This is a genomic window from Acetobacter pasteurianus subsp. pasteurianus LMG 1262 = NBRC 106471, assembly GCF_000285275.1.
Taxonomy (GTDB): Bacteria; Pseudomonadota; Alphaproteobacteria; order Acetobacterales; family Acetobacteraceae; genus Acetobacter; species Acetobacter pasteurianus.
The window spans coordinates 26,350-46,921 of sequence record NZ_CADO01000008.1 but is presented as its reverse complement, the minus strand read 5'-3'; the positions used below and the strand labels follow the sequence as shown (position 1 = coordinate 46,921).

Here is a 20,572-nt window from a genome sequence, read left to right as displayed (position 1 = left end):
ACAGGTCGACGAAATCCTTGATTACGCCAATGACGTCTCACAACCTGACAGCTACGTTTACTGTTGCATTTCTGGTCAGGCCTCTTGGCGGTATGGTTTTTGGGCCGCTGGGGGATCGGTACGGGCGGCAGAAAGTGCTGGCCTTTACGATGATCGCAATGGCAATCGGCACGTTCTCTATCGGCCTGATTCCATCTTATGCCCAGATTGGTTTATGGGCTCCGTTGCTATTGCTGCTGGCCCGGTTGGTGCAAGGGTTTTCAACCGGTGGGGAATATGCCGGTGCTGCCACCTTTATTGCCGAGTATTCCACCGATAAAAATCGCGGGCTTATGGGGAGCTGGTTGGAGTTTGGTACTCTGGCTGGTTATGTGGCCGGTGCAGGTATTGTAACGGCCTTGCAGATCGGGTTGAGCCACACGGCCATGTTGCAATGGGGATGGCGTATTCCTTTTTTAATTGCCGGCCCACTAGGGTTGTTGGGGGTGTATATGCGCTCCCGGTTGGAAGAAACGCCAGCTTTTCAGGCATATGCAGAGCAGGCCGCGCAGCGGGATGATGAAAAACCAGGTTGGGGTGAACTGCTGCGTGTGCATTGGCGGCAGTTGCTGAAATGCATGGGCCTTGTGCTGGTATTTAACGTAACCGACTACATGCTGCTGACGTACATTCCCAGCTATCTGACGGTTGCTTTAGGATACGCCGAAAGCAAAGGGCTTTTGCTGATTATCATCGTCATGCTGATGATGATGCCATTGAACGTAATGGGTGGGTATTTAAGCGATAAACTGGGGCGTCGGCCCATGATTATCGGTGCCTGTATTGCTCTTCTGGTGCTGTCTATTCCTTCTGTTCTGCTGTTGCAAAGCGGGAATGATTGGCTGATTTTTGCGGGCCTGATGCTTCTTGGTCTTGCTCTTGTTTGCTTTACCAGCAGCATGCCATCCACTTTGCCAGCGCTTTTCTATACGCCTATCAGATATACGGCGCTTTCTATGGCGTTTAACGTATCTGTTTCCATGTTTGGTGGCACAACACCATTGGTAACAGCATGGCTGGTTGGGCATACGGGTAACCTGCTTATGCCGGCTTATTATCTCATGTTTGCGGGTGTTGTTGGTATTGTAACAATGCTGACGGTGAAGGAAACAGCCTGCATGCCTCTGCGAGGGTCACCTCCAGCAGTGGGGAGTGAAGCTGAGGTTAAAAAGATCCTTCAGGGAGATCACCCCATCACGGTAGATTCTACGTTGCCGCCTATTCCTCAGGAATAAGATAAAACGGAATACTGTCGCTATGATGCAGGCTCAGCATGAAACCGCTCATGCTGAGCCTGTTTTGCATTCAGGCCAAATGGTCTTTCAGCCAGCTTTCAACAGCTTCAAGCAAAGCGCGCCCGCTTGCTTCATCTCTGGCAGGGGCAGGAAAGTGCGGGCCAGTTTGTATTTGATACCGCATAGGTAGAGGAGGCTGTTTCAGAAAAGGCCACCCCTGAGAAAGATAAGGGGAATCCGTTTTGATCAGGAGAGTTTGCACGGGCAGGCGCGTGCGCTGCGCAATAGCTGCAAAACCCGGCTGCATGGGGCTGGGTTCTGTTCCTGCACGCGAACGCGTGCCTTCGGGAAACAGGAGTAACTGATTGCCTTCTTTCAGGCGTTCAGAAGCAGGCCCGATCAGCCGTAAAAGGCTATCATGCCGGATGTATCCCGCTGTGCGTAATGTGCTGCCTAGAGTTGGACGCTCCCAAATGGAGGCTTTGGTAACGCAAACCAGATGCGGTAGGGCGGAGGCCAGAATAAGGCTGTCTAACCGTGAGGGATGGTTTGCAACCAGTATAATGTTAGGGATATTTTTAAGGGTGTTAAGCTGTGCTAGGTCACATTCCAAAATACCGGCAGCTTCAAGATAACGCACGGCAAGCCGCGCCATAAAACAGAGCCATGCCTGTCCTATTTTACGGCGTTTTGGTCCTTCAGGCAGAGCGTGGCGTAGCAGAAAAGAGCCTGCATCCAGCGCCAGAAAAATAATACCAATAACGGCAAGTGATGCATAAAACCGTAAGCTGGTACTCAATTTTGAAAACAACGACATGAGAATACAGTACAGCTCTGGCAAAAAGAAAAGGTGGGCATAACACGCATTACACCACAACGTATAAAACGTGTGGGGTAATAGACTTAGCCGGGATTACCCACCGTTCTGAGGTTGCATGATACGGCGCAGATCTTCCGCCATATGGGCACTATCTGCACGGGCATCAACCATTCCCTTGTAACGCACCTCTGGGCCCATAACCACAAACTGCGGAGACATCCGCATGGTATATGTCCATTCGGGGTCAGGCACCTTTTCAATAGGAGCATGATATTCCTTTGCCAGATCAGCCAAAGCAAAAGGTGCCGCTGTGCCGCTTACAACACGTGGGCCAATACTTTCACCATATTGGCGTAGGCGTTCTGCATCATCTCTATCTGGGTCGAGGCTTACAAAAATGATAACGGCATTATGCCTGCCACCTTCTACCTGATCCAATGCCGCAGACATATTGCGCAGGGCAGGGGCGCACGCATCTTCTGCACAATGGGTGGCGCCAAACAGAACAAGCATCCAACGGTTACGGAACGTCTGATCCGTCATGGTGCCTGTTGTGGAATCCATGAGGCGGAAGGAACCACCAACCTCGTTGCCATAAGTGTTGAGTTGCACGCCGTGTTTTAAGGCCAGATGAGTGGCCGTGTAACCTCCGGCGGCGGCCAGAGCTAGCACACCAAAGGTCATGAGGGCTATACGTTTTCCAGCCGGTGTCATGGTCTTAATGTGCCTCCGCCCAATTCTGGCCTATTCCGGTTTCTACAACCAAGGGTACAGCAAGATCTGCTGCTGCTTCCATAACGTTTTTAATAATTGCAGCTACTGCTTCGGCTTCTGATTCATCTGTTTCAAACAACAGTTCATCATGCACTTGCAAAAGCATGCGTGTTTCGCCAAAGCCTGCCTTTTGCAGGGCCAATGGCAAATGCACCATGGCGCGTTTTATAATGTCTGCAGCGCCACCCTGTAAGGGGGCATTAATAGCTTGCCGTTCGGCATATTGGCGTCTGGCAGCACTTTTTTCATGAATGCCCGGTACGTAGCAGCGTCGGCCAAAAGGTGTGAGCACATAGCCATGGGTGCGTGCTTCTTCGCGCATACGCTCCATGTAATCACGGATGCCGGGGTAACGGGCAAAATACGCATCTATGTAAGTGCGTGCTTCACCGGCCGGAATGCCAAGCTGTTTGCCAAGCCCAAAAGCCGAAATGCCGTAAATAATGCCAAAGTTAATGGCTTTGGCGCGCCGCCGTGTCAGGGCATCCATACCCTCAAGCGGGATATTGAAAACTTCCGATGCCGTGCGGGCGTGAATATCCTGCCCAAGCTGAAAAGCCTCACGCAATGCGGGAATATTGGCAACATCGGCCAGTAGCCGCAGTTCGATTTGCGAGTAGTCAGCAGAAATCAGCTTCTTGCCCGGAGGAGCAATAAAGGCCTGCCGGATACGTGTGCCTTCTTCCGTGCGTACAGGAATGTTTTGCAGGTTGGGGTCTGTAGAAGACAAGCGCCCGGTGGAGGTGATAGCCATCTGGAAAGATGTGTGCACGCGGTCATTCCGACCGGCTTGGCGTAACAGTGCATCCGTATAAGTGGATTTCAGCTTGGCAAGTTGCCGCCATGCCAGAATGCGCGCAGGCAGATCATGTCCTTGGTCGGCCAGATCCTGCAAGACAGAGGAATCTGTGCTCCAAGCCCCAGCCTTGCCGCGTTTGCCGCCTTTCAGGCCCATTTCATCAAACAGGATTTCCCCAAGCTGTTTGGGGGAACCAATATTAAACTGCCGACCAGCAGCTTCGTAAATATCGTTTTCCATGCTCTGCATGCGGGCTTCAAAGTCCTTGGAAAGTCGATCAAGCTCTGCGCGATCTACTGCAATGCCTGCCTTTTCCATGTCCGCCAGAATGGCCGAAAGCGGGCGTTCAATCTGCTCATAAAGCACCAGTGCCTTATTGGTGCGCAGCGTGGGGTGCAGAACATGCCATAGGCGCAAGGTAACATCGGCATCTTCAGCCGCATATTTGGTGGCTGTTTCAACAGGCACTTGTGCAAAAGGCAAGCGGTTGCGACCAGTGCCTGTTACACTGTCATACGTGATGGGAGTATGGCTTAAATGCAGAGCAGAAAGCTCATCCATGCCTTGCCCATGTAGCCCGGCAGATTGGCTGTAAGAGATCAGCATTGTGTCATCTACAGCGGTAATGCTGGAAAGAGGGATGCCTGCATGATCCAGAATGAGCAGATCAAACTTGGCATTATGGAAAATCTTTAAAACGGCATCGTCCTGCAAAAGAGGTGCCAGCAGTTTAAGGGCAGCATCAACTCCAAGCTGTTCGCCAGTAGGGGCTTCCAGTGTGCCTTCATGTTTTAAGGGCACATAGCAGGCTTTGCCCGGAGCCGTTGCAATAGAAAACCCGACAATATTGGCAGCAAGTGGGTCCAGCCCATCCGTTTCTGTATCTACAGCACAGATACCGGCTTCCTGCGCTGCGCTCACCCATTTTTGCAGGGCTTCTGCTGTGCGCACAGTTTCATAATCATGATATGGGGCAGAAAGCACAGTGGCATCTGGGGCCGATGCATCATCAGCGGGTGTGGTTGCCCCGGCGACTGATGCTGCGGCGACTTTTCTGGCAGCACGATGTGCGTGAGCACCAGAAGGGTGGCCAAGCCCCATACGGCTGAGAATGGAGCGAAAGCCCATACGGTCCAGCCAGTCTGCCAAAACCAGCATGTCTGGCTCACGCGTGCCAAGCTCTTCTACCGGCACAGGTAGTGGAACGTCAGTGGCAAGGGTGACCAACTGGAGAGAAACACGTGCCGCATCGGCGTGTTCGATTAGCATGTCACGCCGCTTGGATTTTTTCATTTCCGGTGCAGCGTTCAGCACAGCTTCCAGTGTGCCGTATTCCTGCACAAGTGCTGCTGCTGTTTTGGGGCCAATACCAGGCACGCCGGGCACGTTATCTGTGGGGTCTCCCATCAGGGCCTGTACATCCACCACTTTTGTGGGGGGCACACCAAATTTGGTTTCTACCTCAGTAGGGCCAACTGGTGTCTGTTTGATAGGGTCCAGCATGCAAACGCCGTCTCCCACCAGTTGCATCAGATCCTTGTCGGATGAAACAATGGTGCACGTGCCACCCTGTGCCCGAATGGCCGTTGCATAGGATGCAATCAGGTCATCTGCCTCCCAGCCGGGGAGTTCGATGCCCGGCACATTGAAGGCCTGCGTGGCTTCCCTGATCAGGCTGAACTGGGGACGCAAATCTTCAGGCGGTTCAGGCCGGTGCGCCTTATATTGCGGATAGATTTCTGAGCGGAATGTCTGGCGGCTGGCATCAAACAGCACTGCCAGATGGGTGCCTACATGGTCTTTAAGCAAACGGGCCAGCATGGTGGTAAAGCCGTAAACGGCATTTACTGGTACACCTTCCGGGCTGGTCATAGGCGGGAGGGCATGAAAGGCGCGGAAAATAAAGCCGCTGCCATCTACCAGAACCAGATGGGGTGTTTCTGTCATACGAATGCAAACCGTGTAAGCGGAAGGGAAGGCAGAAAGAAAGCCATAGGGTTTGGATATGCCCCTTGGGTTTTGATGTCCAGCATTGGGCGCCCGGCTTTCTGGAGGGTAATGCTGCCTGTAACAGGCAAATACCCCGGCCTGGGCCGGGGTATGGGAGGTATATTTACAGGAACGATACCTGCAACTTAGTCAATTTTTTTAACCCAGCCATGCGTGTCTGCTGCACGCCCAAACTGGATATCGCACAAAGCCTTACGCAGGCTGCTGGTAACTTCACCAGTCTGTCCGTTGCCAATGGTGCAGCCGCCTTCAGTGCTTTTGAATGTGCCAATAGGTGTCACAACAGCAGCGGTGCCACAGGCAAACACTTCTTTCAGTTTGCCGGAATCGGCATCACCATAAAGCTGATCAATAGCGTAGCGTTCTTCCTTGACCTTCAGGCCACGATCACGCGCCAAGGTAAGCAGGGAATCGCGCGTAATGCCGTGCAGGATGGTGCCGCTGTCCAGCGGAGGTGTTTGCAGGGTGCCATCTTCAAACACCATCATCACGTTCATGCCGCCCATTTCTTCCAGCCAGCGACGTTCCTGCGCATCAAGGAACAGAACCTGATGGCAGCCGTGTTCCTTGCCTTCCATCTGTGCCGTTAGGCTGGCGGCGTAGTTACCACCACATTTGGCTGTGCCTGTGCCCCCGCGGGAGGCGCGTACGGTGCGTTCTTCCACCCATACGGAAACCGGGCCGGCATCTTTGGAGAAATATTCACCAGCGGCACAGGCAATCACAATAAACTTAAATTCAGACGCCGGCTTTACGCCAAGGGCAGCTTCCGTCGCAATCATGAAGGGGCGGATATACAGCGTGCCAACTTCTGGCTTGGGCACCCAGTCCTTATCCAGCTTCACAAGTTGTGTCACGGCATCCAGAAACAGGTCTTCAGGCACCTGCGCCATAGCCATGCGTTCGGCAGAATGGCGGAAGCGGCGGGCATTTGCATCTGGGCGGAAAAGCTGCACGCTACCATCCGGGGTGCGATAGGCCTTCATGCCTTCAAAAATTTCCTGCGCGTAGTGCAGCACGGATGCAGCAGGGTCCAGCATCAGCGGCTGGCGGGGCAGGATTTCAGCAGAATGCCAGCCCTTACCTTCCGTATAGGTGACAACAGCCATGTGGTCGGTAAAAACGCGGCCAAAACCCGGATTGGCCAGCATGGCTTCCCGCTCTGCTGCGGGGGTGATGTCTGTTTTGCGGGTAATCTTGAAGGCGGTGTCAGATTCGGTGGTCATGGGTTCTGCTGTCTCCACGGCGCTGGGGTCTGAACCAGATAGTCTGGCGGCTCCGTTGCCTCGGTTCTTTTTTTGCTTTCAGACGTTCTTATATCTAGGTCTGAGTTGGCAGGCGTGATGGGGCTTTTCCTATCATGTTCATGCTTTATGTGCCAGAGAGCCAGACAGGCATGCCCCGTGGGGCGGGTTTGCATCTGGGGGAATGGGTGCTGTTTTCAGCAACACAGGCCGTTATTGAGCCACTTTGGCACTTTCCGTCTTTATTCCGGAGAAATGAGTTATGGCATCACTTCCTTTCCGACAAAGCTATGCAGCATTGCCAGAGCGGTTTTATGCCAATGCTCCTCTTTCTCCTGCGCCAGCCCCTAAGCTGATCCGGCTGAACCATGCTTTGGCAGAACAGCTTGGGCTGGATTCAGAATGGCTTGCCAGCCCGGAGGGCGTAGCCATGTTATCTGGTAGCGCCATGCCAGAAGGTGTGGAACCACTCTCTATGGCGTATGCAGGTCACCAGTTTGGCAGCTTTAACCCGCATTTGGGGGATGGCCGTGCCCTGTTGCTGGGGGATGTGCAGGATGCCCAAGGCCATGTGTGGGAAGTGCAGCTTAAGGGGTCTGGTCCCACGCCGTTTTCCCGCAGAGGGGACGGTCGCGCCGTGTTGGGGCCTGTGTTGCGTGAATATGTGGTGAGCGAGGCCATGCAGGCCTTGGGTATTCCCACAACCCGTGCATTGGCTGCCGTAAAAACGGGCATGACTGTTTTACGTGAAACCATGTTGCCCGGTGCTGTTCTGGCGCGTGTGGCATCCAGCCATATTCGGGTTGGCACATTCCAGTATTTTGCATCACGGCAGGATATGGCGGGCCTGCGGCTTTTGGCAGATTTTGCCATTGCCCGGCATTACCCACAGGTAGCACTAGCTCCTGCGCCGTATCTGGCGTTCCTCCAGCAGGTTATTGAGGCTCAAGCCAAGCTTATCGCCCAATGGATGCTGGTTGGCTTTATTCATGGTGTGATGAATACGGATAATATGGCTGTATCGGGAGAAACCATAGATTACGGCCCCTGTGCCTTTATGGATCAGTATGATCCGAATACCGTGTTCAGCTTTATTGATGAACGCGGGCGTTACGCCTTCACCAATCAGCCAACAATTGCCCTGTGGAATCTTACACGCTTGGCGGAAGCATTGCTGCCACTTCTTTCCGAAGATGAAGAAGAAAGTGTTGCTTTGGCGGGGCAGGCGCTTGAGCAGTTTGGAGGGCTATTCCATGGCGTATATTTTGCGGGATTGCGGGCAAAGCTTGGTTTGAAAACACGGCAGGCAGGAGATGAAACATTCTTCCATGCTTTGTTTGCTCAAATGCAGGAACACCACGCTGACTTCACCAATACATTTCGCAGTTTGAGTGATGAGCGCGTCATAACAGGTGAGCATGTGCCCGATATATTGGAAGGCATGCAGCCGTGGCTTACCCAATGGCGGCAGCGCTTAATGCAGGAAGTAGAGGAAACTCCAGCTATACGGGCGGAAAACATGCGCCGCGTAAACCCATGTTATATTCCGCGTAATCATCTGATAGAGGCCATGATAAGCGCGGCTGTAAATAATGATGACTACACGTTGTTTGAGGAAATGCTGCAGCTTACAGCTTTACCCTATACAGAGCAGGCAGATATGGCACGGTATGCACAACCTCCGCAGCCTGAAGAGCGTGTAAGATACACTTTCTGCGGGACGTAATAAGGTTAAAGTGTCGCCGTTTATATACAGTCGGTAATCACGATAAATCTGTGGTTATCGTCTGTTGTTTCAATGCGTGCCTCTACGCGGTACACGGTGCGGAGCAGTGCGGGAGTTAACACCTCCGCCGGAGGGCCGGAGGCAATAATTTGGCCTTCGTGAAGCACGCATACCAGATCGCACAAGTTCAATGCGATGTTCAGATCATGCAGCACCATCAACGTTACAAGATTGTTTGCACGGGTGATCTGCGTAAGCAGTTTTGTAACGGCGTACTGATAGTGCAGATCCAGTGCGCTGAGTGGCTCATCCAGTAACAGGGCGTGCGGTTGGCGGCCAAGTGCCTGTGCCAGACCAATAAGCTGGCGTTGGCCTCCGGAAAGCTCGTTCAATTTGCGCAATGCCAAATGGGCAATGTTAAATTGCTTCAGAAGATCCAGTGAAGCCTGAATATCTTCCTCATGAGGCGCATCTGCAAAACTTTGCCCTTGTCTGCTGGGCATAATACGTTTGGCAGCCAGCATGGCTTCCAGTGCAGTAATGTTGACGGGCGCGGGAAGTGCTTGCGGGAGATACAGGCAGTGTTGGGAGCGTTCAGGCAAGCGCAGGCTGCCAAGTTGAAGCCCATCTAGTGTGATACACCCTTTAACAGGCAATAGGCCGCTCATGGCGCGCAATAAGGTAGATTTTCCGCTACCATTTGGCCCGAGCAGGGCGCAGATACGCCCATGTGGAAAGCAAGGTGTTGTCAGATCATCCAGCACCGTATTGCGCCCATAATGGACGGTAAGATTTTGCGCTATCAGGCCTGAAAAAGGTTTGTCTGCTGTCATACCATTGGCCGCTGTTTGAGAATGATGGCCAGAAAGAATGGAATGCCCACCAGTGACGTAATAATGCCAAGAGGCACAACAATGCCCGGCACCAAAATACGCGCGACCAAAGAAGAAACGGATAGAATAAGTGCGCCAGTCAGTAAGCTGCCGGGCAGACTGAAGTGATGATCTTCTCCCACCAGTCGGCGTGCGATGTGTGGGGCCACTAACCCCACAAATCCAATAACGCCCACAAAAGCAACGGAAAGAGCGCATAGAAAACTGATGCGTAAAAGGGCGGCGCGACGCAGGCGCGGAACATCCACCCCAAGACTGGCGGCGCGTTCTTCACCCATTCTTAATAGGGTTAGTTCGCCAGCAGAGCGGAGAGAAAGTGGAAAGATAAGAGCCAGACTTCCAGCCAATAAAGCCAGAGTGGCCCATGTGGCGCGACTTAGGCTGCCAAGCGTCCAGAAAACCAGATCTTGCAGCGTATCTTCACTGGCAACAAATTGCATGAGAGCAACAAGCGCCTGAAACGAAAAAACAAGCGCAACGCCACAGAGAATCACCGTGCTTGTATCCGCCTGCCGGAAGCGTGTCAGCATATCCAATGCAAAAACAGAGGATACGGAAAACACAAAGGCGCATCCTGCTACCAGCCAGTTATCAGGCACGCCTGCAATGTGCCATTGCAAAACAATAGCTAGAGAAGCTCCAAACGCTCCGGCGGCGGAAACGCCCAGTGTAAACGGGCTGGCTAATGGATTGGCCAGAACTGTCTGCATTTCTGCCCCTGCCAAGCCAAGAGCGCCCCCTATACAGGCAGCCATGAGGGCGTAGGGCATACGAATCTGCCACACAATAATGGCAGTTTGCTGCGGCACAGAAACTGAATTGAACAGTGTCTGCAAAAACAGGCTTGGGGAAAGATGAGCAGGGCCAACCAGAAAATTGGCACCAAGTGAAATTACAACGCCAGCAGCCAGACAACCAAGGATAAATAGCCGTTTGTAGATGCTGGCACGATATGTAGCTTGCACAGCAGTGATATCTGGCAGCGTATCCTTGTAGTCCGGCATGGTATCCTGAGCTTGACGGTGCGCAGTGGAAAAGGCTTTGTGCGTTTTCATCTTTTCCTTCTGCATGAAACTTGAAAAACGGGTGGGTGTTGGCACAGATGGTTATAATGCAAAATGGTTATGATCCATCTTTGCCAGTAAAGGAAACAGCCGTCTCCTTTACTGTAACGCCAGAGCAGGCAGGAGAACGGATTGACCGTTTTCTGGCTGCCACAATGGAAACGCTTTCACGCTCACGTATCAAAAGCCTGATTGAAGAAGGGCATTTGGCATGTGATGGCGTGTGCATAAGGGAACCCGCAGCCATAGCCCGTGCTGGTATGGAAGTGGTGCTCACCATTCCTCCCGCTGCTCCCGCAGTGCCCCAAGGTGAGGATATTTCTTTTACCGTTTTGTATGAAGATGATGATCTGATTGTGCTGGATAAACCGGCTGGTCTGGTTGTGCATCCTGCACCGGGGAATGAAACAGGCACTCTTGTAAACGGCCTGATTGCGCATTGCGGGGAAAGTCTGAAAGGCATTGGTGGAGAACGCCGTCCCGGTATCGTGCATCGGCTTGATAAAGATACTTCTGGTGTGATGGTCGCGGCCAAAACAGAAATGGCGCATCAGGCTCTGTCAGAGGATTTTGCTGCACGTCGGATAGACCGTGCCTATCTGGCTTTTTGCTGGGGGCTACCTAATCCGGCAGAAGGAGATTTTGAAGGAGCTATCGGGCGCGATAAGCGTGATCGCAAGCGCATGGCGCTCACGCCCAAAGGTGGGAAATGGGCGCTCACACATTATCGCACGTTGCAGGCTTTTGGTACGGGGGCAGCACTTGTGGCCTGCAAGTTGGCAACAGGGCGCACCCATCAGATACGTGTGCATTTTTCTGCGAATGGGCACCCTTTGATAGGTGACCCGTTGTATTTGCGACGGATTCCCGCTGCTTCTCGTGTTCTGCCATCTGCGGCCCGTGCGGCTGCGCTGGATTTCCCGCGGCAGGCCCTGCATGCAGCGCGGTTGGGGTTTATACACCCCAGAACGGGTGAAAAACTACTGTTCGAAACCCCTATGCCTGAAGATATGCAGGTGTTGGAACGTAGCCTCAAGGCGGATCAGGAATAGGTTTTTCGATTCGGAAACAGCAAACAGGACTGTACAGGTCCAGAAATGTGGCTGTCTTCTGCCATGCATCTTAGAATTCTTGACACATGTGCTTTTTCCAGCGCACCCTGTTGCACCCACTAGGCCTTGGAAGCCGTAGCCGAACTGGTGGGAGAGCCTCTTTTCAGTCTGCCGCTCATACGGAGGGCAGAGGGGTTGAGGTGTAAGACATCTGTCCATCGCATGACTGGATCTTGCCTCTTTTTATGAATGTTTTGCGGGCGTTACGGGAACCCAAAGCATTCAAGGGAGTTTCCAGTTCAGGGGAGTAGTCAACACATGGTATCTTCCGTTATCAATGTTGGGCCTGAAAACAATCTTTCAAGGTACCTTCAGGAAATCCGCAAATATCCTCTCCTTACACCAGAAGAGGAACTGAGCCTTTCACGCCTGTGGCGCGATAAGGGAGACGTTAAGGCAGCGCATCAGCTCGTCACCTCCCATCTGCGTCTGGTTGCAAAAATTGCCATGGGTTACCGTGGTTATGGCCTGCCGATCAATGAACTGATCAGCGAAGGCAATATTGGCATGATGCAGGCCGTAAAGCGGTTTGACCCTGAAAAAGGGTTCCGCTTGGCCACATATGCCATGTGGTGGATTCGTGCAGCTATTCAGGAATACATCCTGCATAGTTGGTCTTTGGTGAAAATGGGCACCACTGCGGCTCAGAAAAAGCTGTTCTTCAATCTGCGCCGTCTGAAAGGGCAGATGCAGGCCATTGATGATGGTGATCTGAAGCCAGAACAGGTGAACAAGATTGCCACGACACTAGGCGTTTCTGAACAGGATGTGGTGGATATGAACCGCCGCATGGCTGCACCAGATCATAGCCTGAATGCGCCTATGCGTGCCGATCAGGATAGTGAATGGCAGGACCGGTTGGTTGATGATCACACCAACCAGGAAGATGTTTACGCTGAGAATGAGGAACTTTCAGGCCGGAAGGCACTGCTTTCTTCCGCTATGGGCAATCTTAATGAGCGCGAACGCCGAATTTTTACGGAACGCCGCTTGAAAGATGATCCTTCAACATTGGAAGAACTGGCGCACGAATACGGTATCTCGCGCGAGCGGGTGCGTCAGATTGAAGTGCGTGCGTTTGAAAAAGTGCAGGCGGCCATGAAAAAGGAAGTTCAGGCCCGGCGCGAAGAAACAGCCCAGAATACGTAAGCGGGCTTTGGCGCTTTCTACTTGCGAATCATGCAGGCAGGAAGCGCCTATACGCCCTTATTTTATTTTAGCATGTAAAGGCAGGCTTGTTATCAGGCAGCCGCGGCGTCCTGAATAAAGAAGGTGGCGTCTGTTCTGCCATTCCAGCTTTCTGCCCGCAGATACCCGGCAAGATGTAGGGCAGGGCGTGTTGTGTCTTCCAGTTTGGCCGCTAAAGGGTTTTCATGCGCGCGGAACAGCAGCGCTTTCAACCGGCCATTATTTTCACCCTTTAAAAGCAGGCGCAGCGTGTTGCCGTCTCGGCCAATGCGGTCTGCCCGTATAACTGTTACACGGGGTATAGCTAACAGAGGCTCCGGGTTTCCGGCACCAAATGGGGCAAGGGCACCCATATCCTGCGCCAGTTCTGCTGTGGCACCAGAAATGGATACCACCGCATCTACGGTAAGAGGCACTTTTTCTGGAAGTGTAGCCGCCTGTGCTAACCGAGTATCCAGAAAGGTATGAAAATCTTCCAGCTTATCAGCGGTAAGGGAGAAGCCAGCAGCCATGGCGTGACCGCCGCCGGTTTTCAGCATTCCAGCTTGACGAGCAGCAATAATCACGGTGCCAAGATCTAAACCGGGAACAGAACGGCCAGAACCTTTAATGGTGCCATCTTCCTGTTCGGCCCCAACAAGGGCAGGCCGATTGAAGCGTTCCTTAATACGCCCCGCTACAATACCTACAACACCGGGGTGCCAATCTTTTCCGGCCAGCAAAATAACAGCATGCCCAGCTTCTTTCTGGGCTTCAGCCTGTTGCATGGCGCGGTCCAGAATATCGGCCTCAACACCTTGTCTGCGGCGGTTTACGGCATCCAGACGTTCGGCCATCTGGCGGGCTTCAAAGCTATCTGGGCAACGGAGCAGGCGTAGGCCCAAAGCTGCTTCTGCAATGCGCCCACCAGCATTGATGCGCGGCCCCAATGCAAAGCCGCAGGAAAAAGCATCCGGAGCTTTGGTAACGCCAGCAATTTCCATAAGGGCATTCAGGCCAGTGCGTTGGCGGCGGGCCATAATTTTAAGCCCTTGCGTTACAAAGGCGCGGTTAAGCCCATGCAGGGGCATAACATCACAAACCGTTGCCAACGCTACCAGATCAAGCTGGCGCATAAGATCGGGCGGAGGCTGGTCTGCTGTAAACCAGTCTGCACGCCTTAGGTCTCGCGTAGTGGCAACTGCGGCCAGAAAGGCGAGGGCTGCGGCACAAATATGGTGCAAGCCAGAGGAACAGTCAGGCCGGTTAGGGTTAACTGTTGCCAGAATAGGGGGAAGGGCATCTTCCGATTTGTGATGGTCCAGCACAATCACATCGGCTTTGTCTGTGACTTGAGACAGAATATCTGCCGAAGCGGTGCCGCAATCTACACAAATCAATATGGAAGCGCCTTGCGCCACCAAATTATCTAGTGCCGCTACATTAGGGCCATATCCTTCGGTCATTCTATCCGGGATATGGGTATGAACGGTGCAGCCGAGTTGTTCAAAAAAAGAGGCAAGAATGGCGGAGGCGCAGGCACCATCCACGTCATAATCACCAAAAATACCAATTACTTCACGGTTCTGGACAGCTTTTGCCATGCGCTCAGCAGCTTTATCCATATCCGTGAGACTGGAAGGGTCAGGCATAAGTGCCCGCAACTTGGGCTCCAGAAAATGAGGGGCCTGATCTGGTGTGATCTGACGCATGGCCAGCAGACGGCCGACAATTTCTGGAATACCCAGTTGTTGGGCCAAAGCAGCACCCAGACGCATCAGAGCAGGATCTTCTGCCCCGGCACGCCAAGCCCAACGCCGCCCAATCAAGCTGGCTTCCACCCCCAATACAGCAGAGGAGGAAGCTTCTTCAGCGTGTTCGGTAAGTTGCAAGGTGCTGCTTTGCATCAAAATTCAGGGCTGCTTATTGCGGAGCCCATGTTTTGGTTTTGAAGTTATGGTGGCCTTCAATAAAGCGCACCGTGCCAGATTTGGAACGCATGACCAGAGAATGCGTAATAGCCTGATGCGGCAACTGCCGAACACCACGCAGCAAGGTACCAGTGGTAACGCCTGTGGCGGAAAATAGCACAGACCCTGCAGCCAGATCATGCAGGCCTAGCTTGCGGTCTGGGTCTTTGCCGGGGTTCATTTTACGAGCACGTTCGCGCTGGCTGTCATCTTCAAACAGTAGGCGACCCTGCATCTGCCCTTCTACGCAGCGAATAGCAGCAGCAGTCAGCACACCTTCAGGTGCACCGCCAGAACCCACATAAATATCAACCTGGCTGGTATCAAGACAGGCAGCAATGCCGCCAGCCACATCGCCATCTGTCAACAGGCGCACACGTGCACCTGCAGCACGGGCACGGGTGATCATTTCTTCATGCCGTTCCCGGTCTAGCGTGCAGAGCAGAAGATCCTGAACGCTCTTGCCTTTGGCTTTAGCCAGATTTTTCAGGTTGGTTTCAATGGAGTTATCCAGATCAACAACACCATCGGGCAGATTGGGGCCGACCACAATCTTGTCCATATAAATATCTGGCGCATGCAGGAAGTTGCCACGCTCAGCCAATGCCACCACGGTAATGGCGTTTGGCATATCTTTGGCGCAAAGGTTGGTGCCTTCCAGCGGGTCCACGGCAATATCCATGCCGGGGCCGCCAGAGCCAACTTTCTCACCAATATAAAGCATGGGGGCTTCATCCATTTCCCCCTCACCAATCACCACCATGCCATCAATGGCGACGGTATCAAATGCCGTGCGCATAGCTTCTACAGCTGCGCCATCAGCATCGTTCTTGCGTCCGCGGCCCGTCCATCGGGCAGAAGCCAGAGCAGCGGCTTCCGTTACGCGCACCAATTCAAGCGCGAGATTGCGGTCAGAAACAACAAAAGGAGAGGGGCCTATGGAATCAGACATCAGAAACAGGATCCTTGCTTAAAAGTCTATGATACCGGAAAAGGTGGCTAGAATCAGGCTGTTTCGATCCGAATCATCACAGGGCTGTCCGTCACTACGCTCAGGGCATCTATTTTGGTGATAGCTTCCTGCATGGAAGCTTCTGATGTCTGATGCGTAACCAGAACAAGCGGAACATACGGTGTTGTTTCATTTTCCGCAGGATGCTGGAGCATGCTGCGCAGGGAAACACCGCAATCGCGCAAGACTGCTGTAATATCTGCAATAACGCCGGGGCGGTCTTCCACCATCAGACGCAGATAGAAAGCACCAGCTCCGGTGCCTGCCGGGCAAGCGCGCAATGCAGGTTCGGCACTGGCTTGCACGCCCCATACCGGAATGGTGTGGCCACGGGCAATATCAACCAGATCCGCAGTTACAGCACAGGCCGTGGGGCCAGCACCCGCACCGCGGCCTTCCAGCATGATACGGCCCACAAATTCACCTTCAGCCACAACAGCGTTAAATACGCCATCTACCTGCGCAATAGGTGCATTGTGGGGGAGCAGGCACGGTGCAACACGTGCCTGAAGGCCTGCATCTGTCAGGCGGGCAAGGCCCAGCAGTTTGATGCGGTAGCCGAGGGTACGTGCAAAAGCAAAGTCAATGGCGCCAATCTGGCGGATGCCTTCTACCTGAACGGAATCAAAGGCTACAGGGCGGCCAAACGCCAAACCAGCCAGAATTGTCAGCTTATGTGCAGCATCAATGCCATCAATGTCGGTGGAAGGATCAGCTTCTGCATATCCGAGATCCTGCGCATCTTTCAGCACCAGATCGAAGTCCTTGCCCGTTTCACGCATCACGGTCAGGATGTAGTTGCAGGTGCCGTTCAGAATGCCGCCAACATGCAGCAGCTTGTCTGCGGCCAAACCTTCCCGCACTGTTTTAATGGCCGGAATGCCACCAGCCACGGCTGCTTCAAATAGCAGCGGTGCGTTATTATCTGCACTAAGCTTGGCAAGGGCGGAGCCATGCACGGCAAGAAGTGCTTTGTTGGCGGTTACAACAGGTTTGCCAGCAGATAGCGCTTTTTCTACCAGCGCACGGGCCGGACCTTCGCTTCCGCCAATCAGTTCTACAACAACATCCACGTCGGGGTCAGAAACCAGATCCAGCGGGTTTTCATGCCAACGCAGGGTGGAAACATCTATACCGCGGTCACGTGTGCGATCTCGGGCGCTTACGGCCACCACTTCCAGTTTGCGGCCTGCGCGTGCGCTTAGCAGATCAGCATTCATACGCAGCAGGCGAATAGTGCCCGCGCCAACCGTGCCCAGACCGGCAATACCAAGACGAAGAGGAGAGGAATTGGAACAGGATGTCACGGTGCAACAGGCTCCGGCTTTTTGGTAGAGGAAGGAGAAGATGGCGAGATGCCATGCGCAGACAGGAACCCACGAATGGAACGCAGGGCCTGGCGCAGGCGCTGGGTGTTTTCAACCAGCCCGATGCGAACATGGTCATCACCATATTCACCAAAGCCAAGGCCAGGGGCCACAGCCACGCCAGCTTCTTCCAGAAGAAGTTTGGAAAAGGCAACGCTGCCCATTTCACGGAATGGTTCAGGAATAGGTGCCCAAGCAAACATGGACCCTTCTGGGGAAGGAACATCCCATCCAGCTCCGTGCAGGCCGCGGATCAGCACATCGCGCCGGTCTTTATAAAGAGCGCGCAAATCAGCCACACAATCCTGTGGGCCGTTAAGGGCCGTTACGGCAGCCACCTGAATAGGTGTGAAGGCGCCGTAGTCCAGATAAGATTTAATGCGGGTAAGGGCTGCAATCAGGCGCTCATTCCCTGCGGCAAAGCCTACGCGCCATCCAGCCATGGAATAGGTTTTGGAAAGAGATGTGAATTCTACGGCAATATCCTTGGCACCCGGCACGGCCAGAATGGAAGGGGGCACAAGATCACCAAAGTAGATTTCAGCATACGCCAGATCAGACAGGATCCAGATTTCTTCCTTGCGGCAGAAAGCAACCAGTTCCTTGTAAAAATCCAGATCAGCCAGATACGCTGTGGGATTGGATGGGAAGTTCACAATCAATGCCGTGGGCTTGGGCACGGAGTGGCGCACTGCCCGTTCCAGCGCACGCAGCATGTTTTCGTCAGGTGTTGCCGGAATGGAGCGGATGGATGCTCCAGCAATAATAAAGCCGAACTGATGAATGGGATAGGAAGGGTTGGGCACCAAAATGGTGTCCCCCGGGCTAGTAATGGCAGAAGCCAGATTAGCCAGACCTTCCTTGGAGCCCAGTGTGACAATCACTTCCTTGTCCGGATCCAGCCCAACGTGAAAGCGGCGTTCATAGTACCCGGCAACAGCCTTGCGCAGCCCCGGAATACCGCGGCTGACGGAATAACGGTGGGTGCGTGGGTCCTGCACCGTTTCCAGCAGTTTGTTGACAATATGCTGCGGGGTGGGCGTGTCCGGATTACCCATGCCGAGGTCAATAATATCCTCGCCCCGTGCGCGCGCTGCTGCCTTGGCCTGGTTTACCGAAGCAAATACATAAGGCGGCAGGCGGCGGATACGATGGAACTCTTCAGTCATGGGTTTCTGATGCTCTAAAGAAACAGGGGGTAAGGAACCCCCGCAGGTTTGTGGGAAGAAGCATAGTAATCGTCAGAACAGAACAGGCAACTCCTCATACCGCCCAAAATGCTGGAATGACACTTTTTGTTAAGAGGGGTTTATGGGCTGGTAGCTACTTTGGCACCCGTGCCAAAGGCATCACCCCGCACATGAATGCTGGCGGAAGGAACGCCAAGCTTCACCAGTGCTGCTGCCAGGCGTTGAGCCCGCAAAAGCCCAAGTTTTACGGCGTCAGACTGATCCTGCGGGCTAAGTGAAAGCGCATTGCCAAACCCACGGATAAAGAACGGCCCATTAGGGTGATCTGTTTTGAGTTTGCTGAGAGTATTTTCCTGCCCGCTGGAGAGCACGTCTGACTGTGGCACAAAGTGGAATGAAGTGCCTTTTACATCAACCAGATCATAGTTTGGCTTAATGGTATCCGGTACGTGCGCATCGGACGGCACATCAAAACCCGGGAATGATGGTGCTGTGGGCGGGCCATCTGGAATTTGCGGGATATCGGAAGCCGGTATTTCTGTTTGTGCGGCTTTTGGGCGCACCTCTGGCAAACCAACTTCTGGCTCGGTTTCCGCAGTTTTATCCTGCTTCTTATTGGCAGGGCTATCTTTGGAAGATGCTTTGCCAGGTTGGGAAGTAGAGCTTTGTGCGTTTTGGTCTGGTGAGGAATCCGCGGCATCCATAATGGCGCCGCTCACACCTTCCGGTAGACTGGCTTGTTGAGAACCATCCTGTGCAGCGCCATTTGGCTGGGTGGACGAGCCAGATGCAGGCGCCGCACTTTTTGCAGGAGGCTGTGCTGCAGCAGAAGGTGGGGGCGGAATATCGGGTATAAGGCTGCCATTCGCAGCCACTGTCCGATACGCCAGATTGCGTTCACGAATAAGCCCTTGGGTTACTAGCGCACGGTCCTGAGGAGAGGGCATTTCTGGCGCTTGTGTGGGGGTAAGGCCAACATGCGGGTAGGGATCATAAATGCCCGGCGGCGGCGGCCGTTGAGAGGCAATAACCCCACCGCGCATGTGCTGTACCCAAGAAAGTGTGCCATCAACCGCATCTTTATGAGGGCTGCACCCGCCGAGCAGCAGCGCACCGGAGGCCATGAGCATTCCAAGCCGTACAGCAGGTTTTAGACTTATGGCGCTGCGGAGTGTCCGCTTGTGTTCTAAGCAGGGTTGCGGCATGGCAGCGCAGATACTCCGATTAATGGAAACCAGACAGTAAGACGGAGCGCACCTTACCCTTTTCCGCCCCGGCTGGCGAGACAGCACATGATTGCCCCTTGGCAGGCAGGCTTAGGCAGCGCAGGATAAGGGAATGTACACAGATACAGAACATGCGGAGAAAGCAATGACGGGCATTTTCCCCCGTAACGCCATCAAGATGGATGACGAACCGGAAACTCCGGCAGCCCCGGAGAAGGCAGAAGAAAAAACAGCCGGCGCCCCGCATGGCGAACTGGAACACAAGTTGTTCAAGCAGCGGAAAGTGCTGATTTTTGGCGGGATTGATGACAAAATCGCCCGTGATGTAACGGGCCGCCTTTTGGCGCTGGCTGGTGAATCTGACCAGCCTATTGATGTCTACGTCAACTCTCCCGGCGGGCATGTGGAAAGTGGTGACACGATCCATGACATGATCCGCTTTGTCGATTCGATTGCACCAATCAACATGATTGGGACAGGTTGGGTGGCATCTGCTGGGGCGCTGATTTTTGCTGCCGGCCATAAAGATCGCCGATTCTGCCTGCCAAATACGCGCTTCCTGCTGCATCAGCCGATGGGTGGTGTGCGTGGCCCGGCAACGGATATCGACATTGAAGCGCGTGAAATTATCAAGATGCGCGAACGGCTAAACCGGATTTTCGCCAAGGAAACCGGACATAGCTATGAAAAAGTCGCAAAAGATACGGATCGCAACTACTGGATGTCCGCCAAGGAAGCGATTGATTACGGCTTAGTGACCAAGATCATTTCAAAGCTGTCTGATCTGCACTAATACACATCGCGCCTGCTTCGCATTTCCATCTCTGGATTGGGCGAGGCAGGCGCGTTTGCGTTACTGGATCTGCCAGAATGTCTGCCCAAACGGTTGGGTGTCGTATCAGGCGAGATCCCTAGAAAACAGGT

General features: G+C 53.5%; 16 protein-coding genes. 5 read left to right on the top strand and 11 right to left on the bottom strand.

Annotated features, from left to right (window positions below; translation table 11 throughout):
• Nucleotides 1–1,274, top strand: a 1,274-nt coding sequence (locus APA10_RS03010) for an MFS transporter (protein ID WP_050998005.1), incomplete at its 5' end; no start/stop codon positions are given.
• Nucleotides 1,275–1,344: 70 nt separating this feature from the next.
• Here the strand turns inward: APA10_RS03010 and APA10_RS03005 are convergent.
• The 4 genes from APA10_RS03005 to APA10_RS02990 all read right to left on the bottom strand — a co-directional run bounded on the left by APA10_RS03005 (nt 1,345) and on the right by APA10_RS02990 (nt 6,903).
• The gene (locus tag APA10_RS03005) at nt 1,345–2,091 is read right to left on the bottom strand and encodes a lysophospholipid acyltransferase family protein (protein WP_014457314.1); all 747 of its coding nucleotides are present in this window, start codon (nt 2,089–2,091) and stop codon (nt 1,345–1,347) included.
• Between the two features lie 96 nt (nt 2,092–2,187).
• Nucleotides 2,188–2,808, bottom strand: coding sequence for an SCO family protein (locus APA10_RS03000; protein ID WP_003629357.1), 621 nt, complete (start codon nt 2,806–2,808; stop codon nt 2,188–2,190).
• A gap of 4 nt (nt 2,809–2,812) precedes the next feature.
• The gene (gene polA, locus APA10_RS02995) at nt 2,813–5,614 is read right to left on the bottom strand and encodes a DNA polymerase I (protein WP_003629358.1); all 2,802 of its coding nucleotides are present in this window, start codon (nt 5,612–5,614) and stop codon (nt 2,813–2,815) included.
• 188 nt (nt 5,615–5,802) lie between these two features.
• Nucleotides 5,803–6,903: a branched-chain amino acid aminotransferase gene (locus tag APA10_RS02990; RefSeq protein ID WP_014457311.1), complete on the bottom strand. Its 1,101-nt coding sequence runs from the start codon at nt 6,901–6,903 to the stop codon at nt 5,803–5,805.
• Nucleotides 6,904–7,183: 280 nt separating this feature from the next.
• Between APA10_RS02990 and APA10_RS02980 the strand changes: the two genes are divergently transcribed.
• Nucleotides 7,184–8,647, top strand: a complete 1,464-nt coding sequence (locus APA10_RS02980; RefSeq protein ID WP_003629363.1) for a protein adenylyltransferase SelO — start codon at nt 7,184–7,186, stop codon at nt 8,645–8,647.
• Between the two features lie 20 nt (nt 8,648–8,667).
• Here the strand turns inward: APA10_RS02980 and APA10_RS02975 are convergent, their stop codons facing one another.
• Together APA10_RS02975 and APA10_RS02970 are read right to left on the bottom strand one after the other, a co-directional pair.
• Nucleotides 8,668–9,480 (bottom strand): ABC transporter ATP-binding protein, encoded by an 813-nt coding sequence (locus tag APA10_RS02975; RefSeq protein ID WP_003624424.1) that lies wholly within the window; start codon nt 9,478–9,480, stop codon nt 8,668–8,670.
• Nucleotides 9,477–10,595 carry a FecCD family ABC transporter permease gene (locus APA10_RS02970; protein WP_157999362.1) on the bottom strand — a complete coding sequence of 373 codons (1,119 nt, stop codon included), beginning with the start codon at nt 10,593–10,595 and terminating at the stop codon, nt 9,477–9,479. Before APA10_RS02970 ends, APA10_RS02975 begins: the two co-directional genes overlap by 4 nt.
• A gap of 47 nt (nt 10,596–10,642) precedes the next feature.
• Here APA10_RS02970 and APA10_RS02965 point away from each other — a divergent pair, with 47 nt between their 5' ends.
• Entirely contained in the window at nt 10,643–11,656 is a 1,014-nt protein-coding gene (locus tag APA10_RS02965; RefSeq protein WP_174714351.1) for an RluA family pseudouridine synthase, read from the top strand.
• Nucleotides 11,657–11,905: 249 nt separating this feature from the next.
• The gene (rpoH, locus tag APA10_RS02960; protein ID WP_174714350.1) at nt 11,906–12,865 is read left to right on the top strand and encodes an RNA polymerase sigma factor RpoH; all 960 of its coding nucleotides are present in this window, start codon (nt 11,906–11,908) and stop codon (nt 12,863–12,865) included.
• A 92-nt stretch (nt 12,866–12,957) separates the two neighbouring features.
• On the opposite strand, the gene recJ is transcribed toward rpoH, so the two are convergent.
• The 5 genes from recJ to APA10_RS02935 all read right to left on the bottom strand — a co-directional run bounded on the left by recJ (nt 12,958) and on the right by APA10_RS02935 (nt 19,714).
• On the bottom strand, nt 12,958–14,790 hold the full coding sequence (recJ, locus tag APA10_RS02955) for a single-stranded-DNA-specific exonuclease RecJ (protein ID WP_003629369.1): 1,833 nt from the start codon (nt 14,788–14,790) through the stop codon (nt 12,958–12,960).
• Nucleotides 14,791–14,806: 16 nt separating this feature from the next.
• A complete protein-coding gene (glpX, locus tag APA10_RS02950; RefSeq protein WP_003629370.1) occupies nt 14,807–15,805 on the bottom strand; it encodes a class II fructose-bisphosphatase in 999 nt (332 codons plus the stop codon).
• Nucleotides 15,806–15,858: 53 nt separating this feature from the next.
• Nucleotides 15,859–17,172 (bottom strand): homoserine dehydrogenase, encoded by a 1,314-nt coding sequence (locus APA10_RS02945; protein ID WP_003629371.1) that lies wholly within the window; start codon nt 17,170–17,172, stop codon nt 15,859–15,861.
• Nucleotides 17,169–18,401 (bottom strand): LL-diaminopimelate aminotransferase, encoded by a 1,233-nt coding sequence (locus APA10_RS02940; protein ID WP_003624415.1) that lies wholly within the window; start codon nt 18,399–18,401, stop codon nt 17,169–17,171. The genes APA10_RS02945 and APA10_RS02940 overlap by 4 nt, the downstream gene beginning before the upstream one ends.
• A gap of 140 nt (nt 18,402–18,541) precedes the next feature.
• On the bottom strand, nt 18,542–19,714 hold the full coding sequence (locus APA10_RS02935; RefSeq protein ID WP_035365786.1) for an OmpA family protein: 1,173 nt from the start codon (nt 19,712–19,714) through the stop codon (nt 18,542–18,544).
• Between the two features lie 46 nt (nt 19,715–19,760).
• On the opposite strand from APA10_RS02935, the gene APA10_RS02930 reads away from it, so the two are divergent.
• Nucleotides 19,761–20,441, top strand: a complete 681-nt coding sequence (locus APA10_RS02930; RefSeq protein WP_014457301.1) for an ATP-dependent Clp protease proteolytic subunit — start codon at nt 19,761–19,763, stop codon at nt 20,439–20,441.
• Nucleotides 20,442–20,572 lie beyond the last annotated feature (131 nt).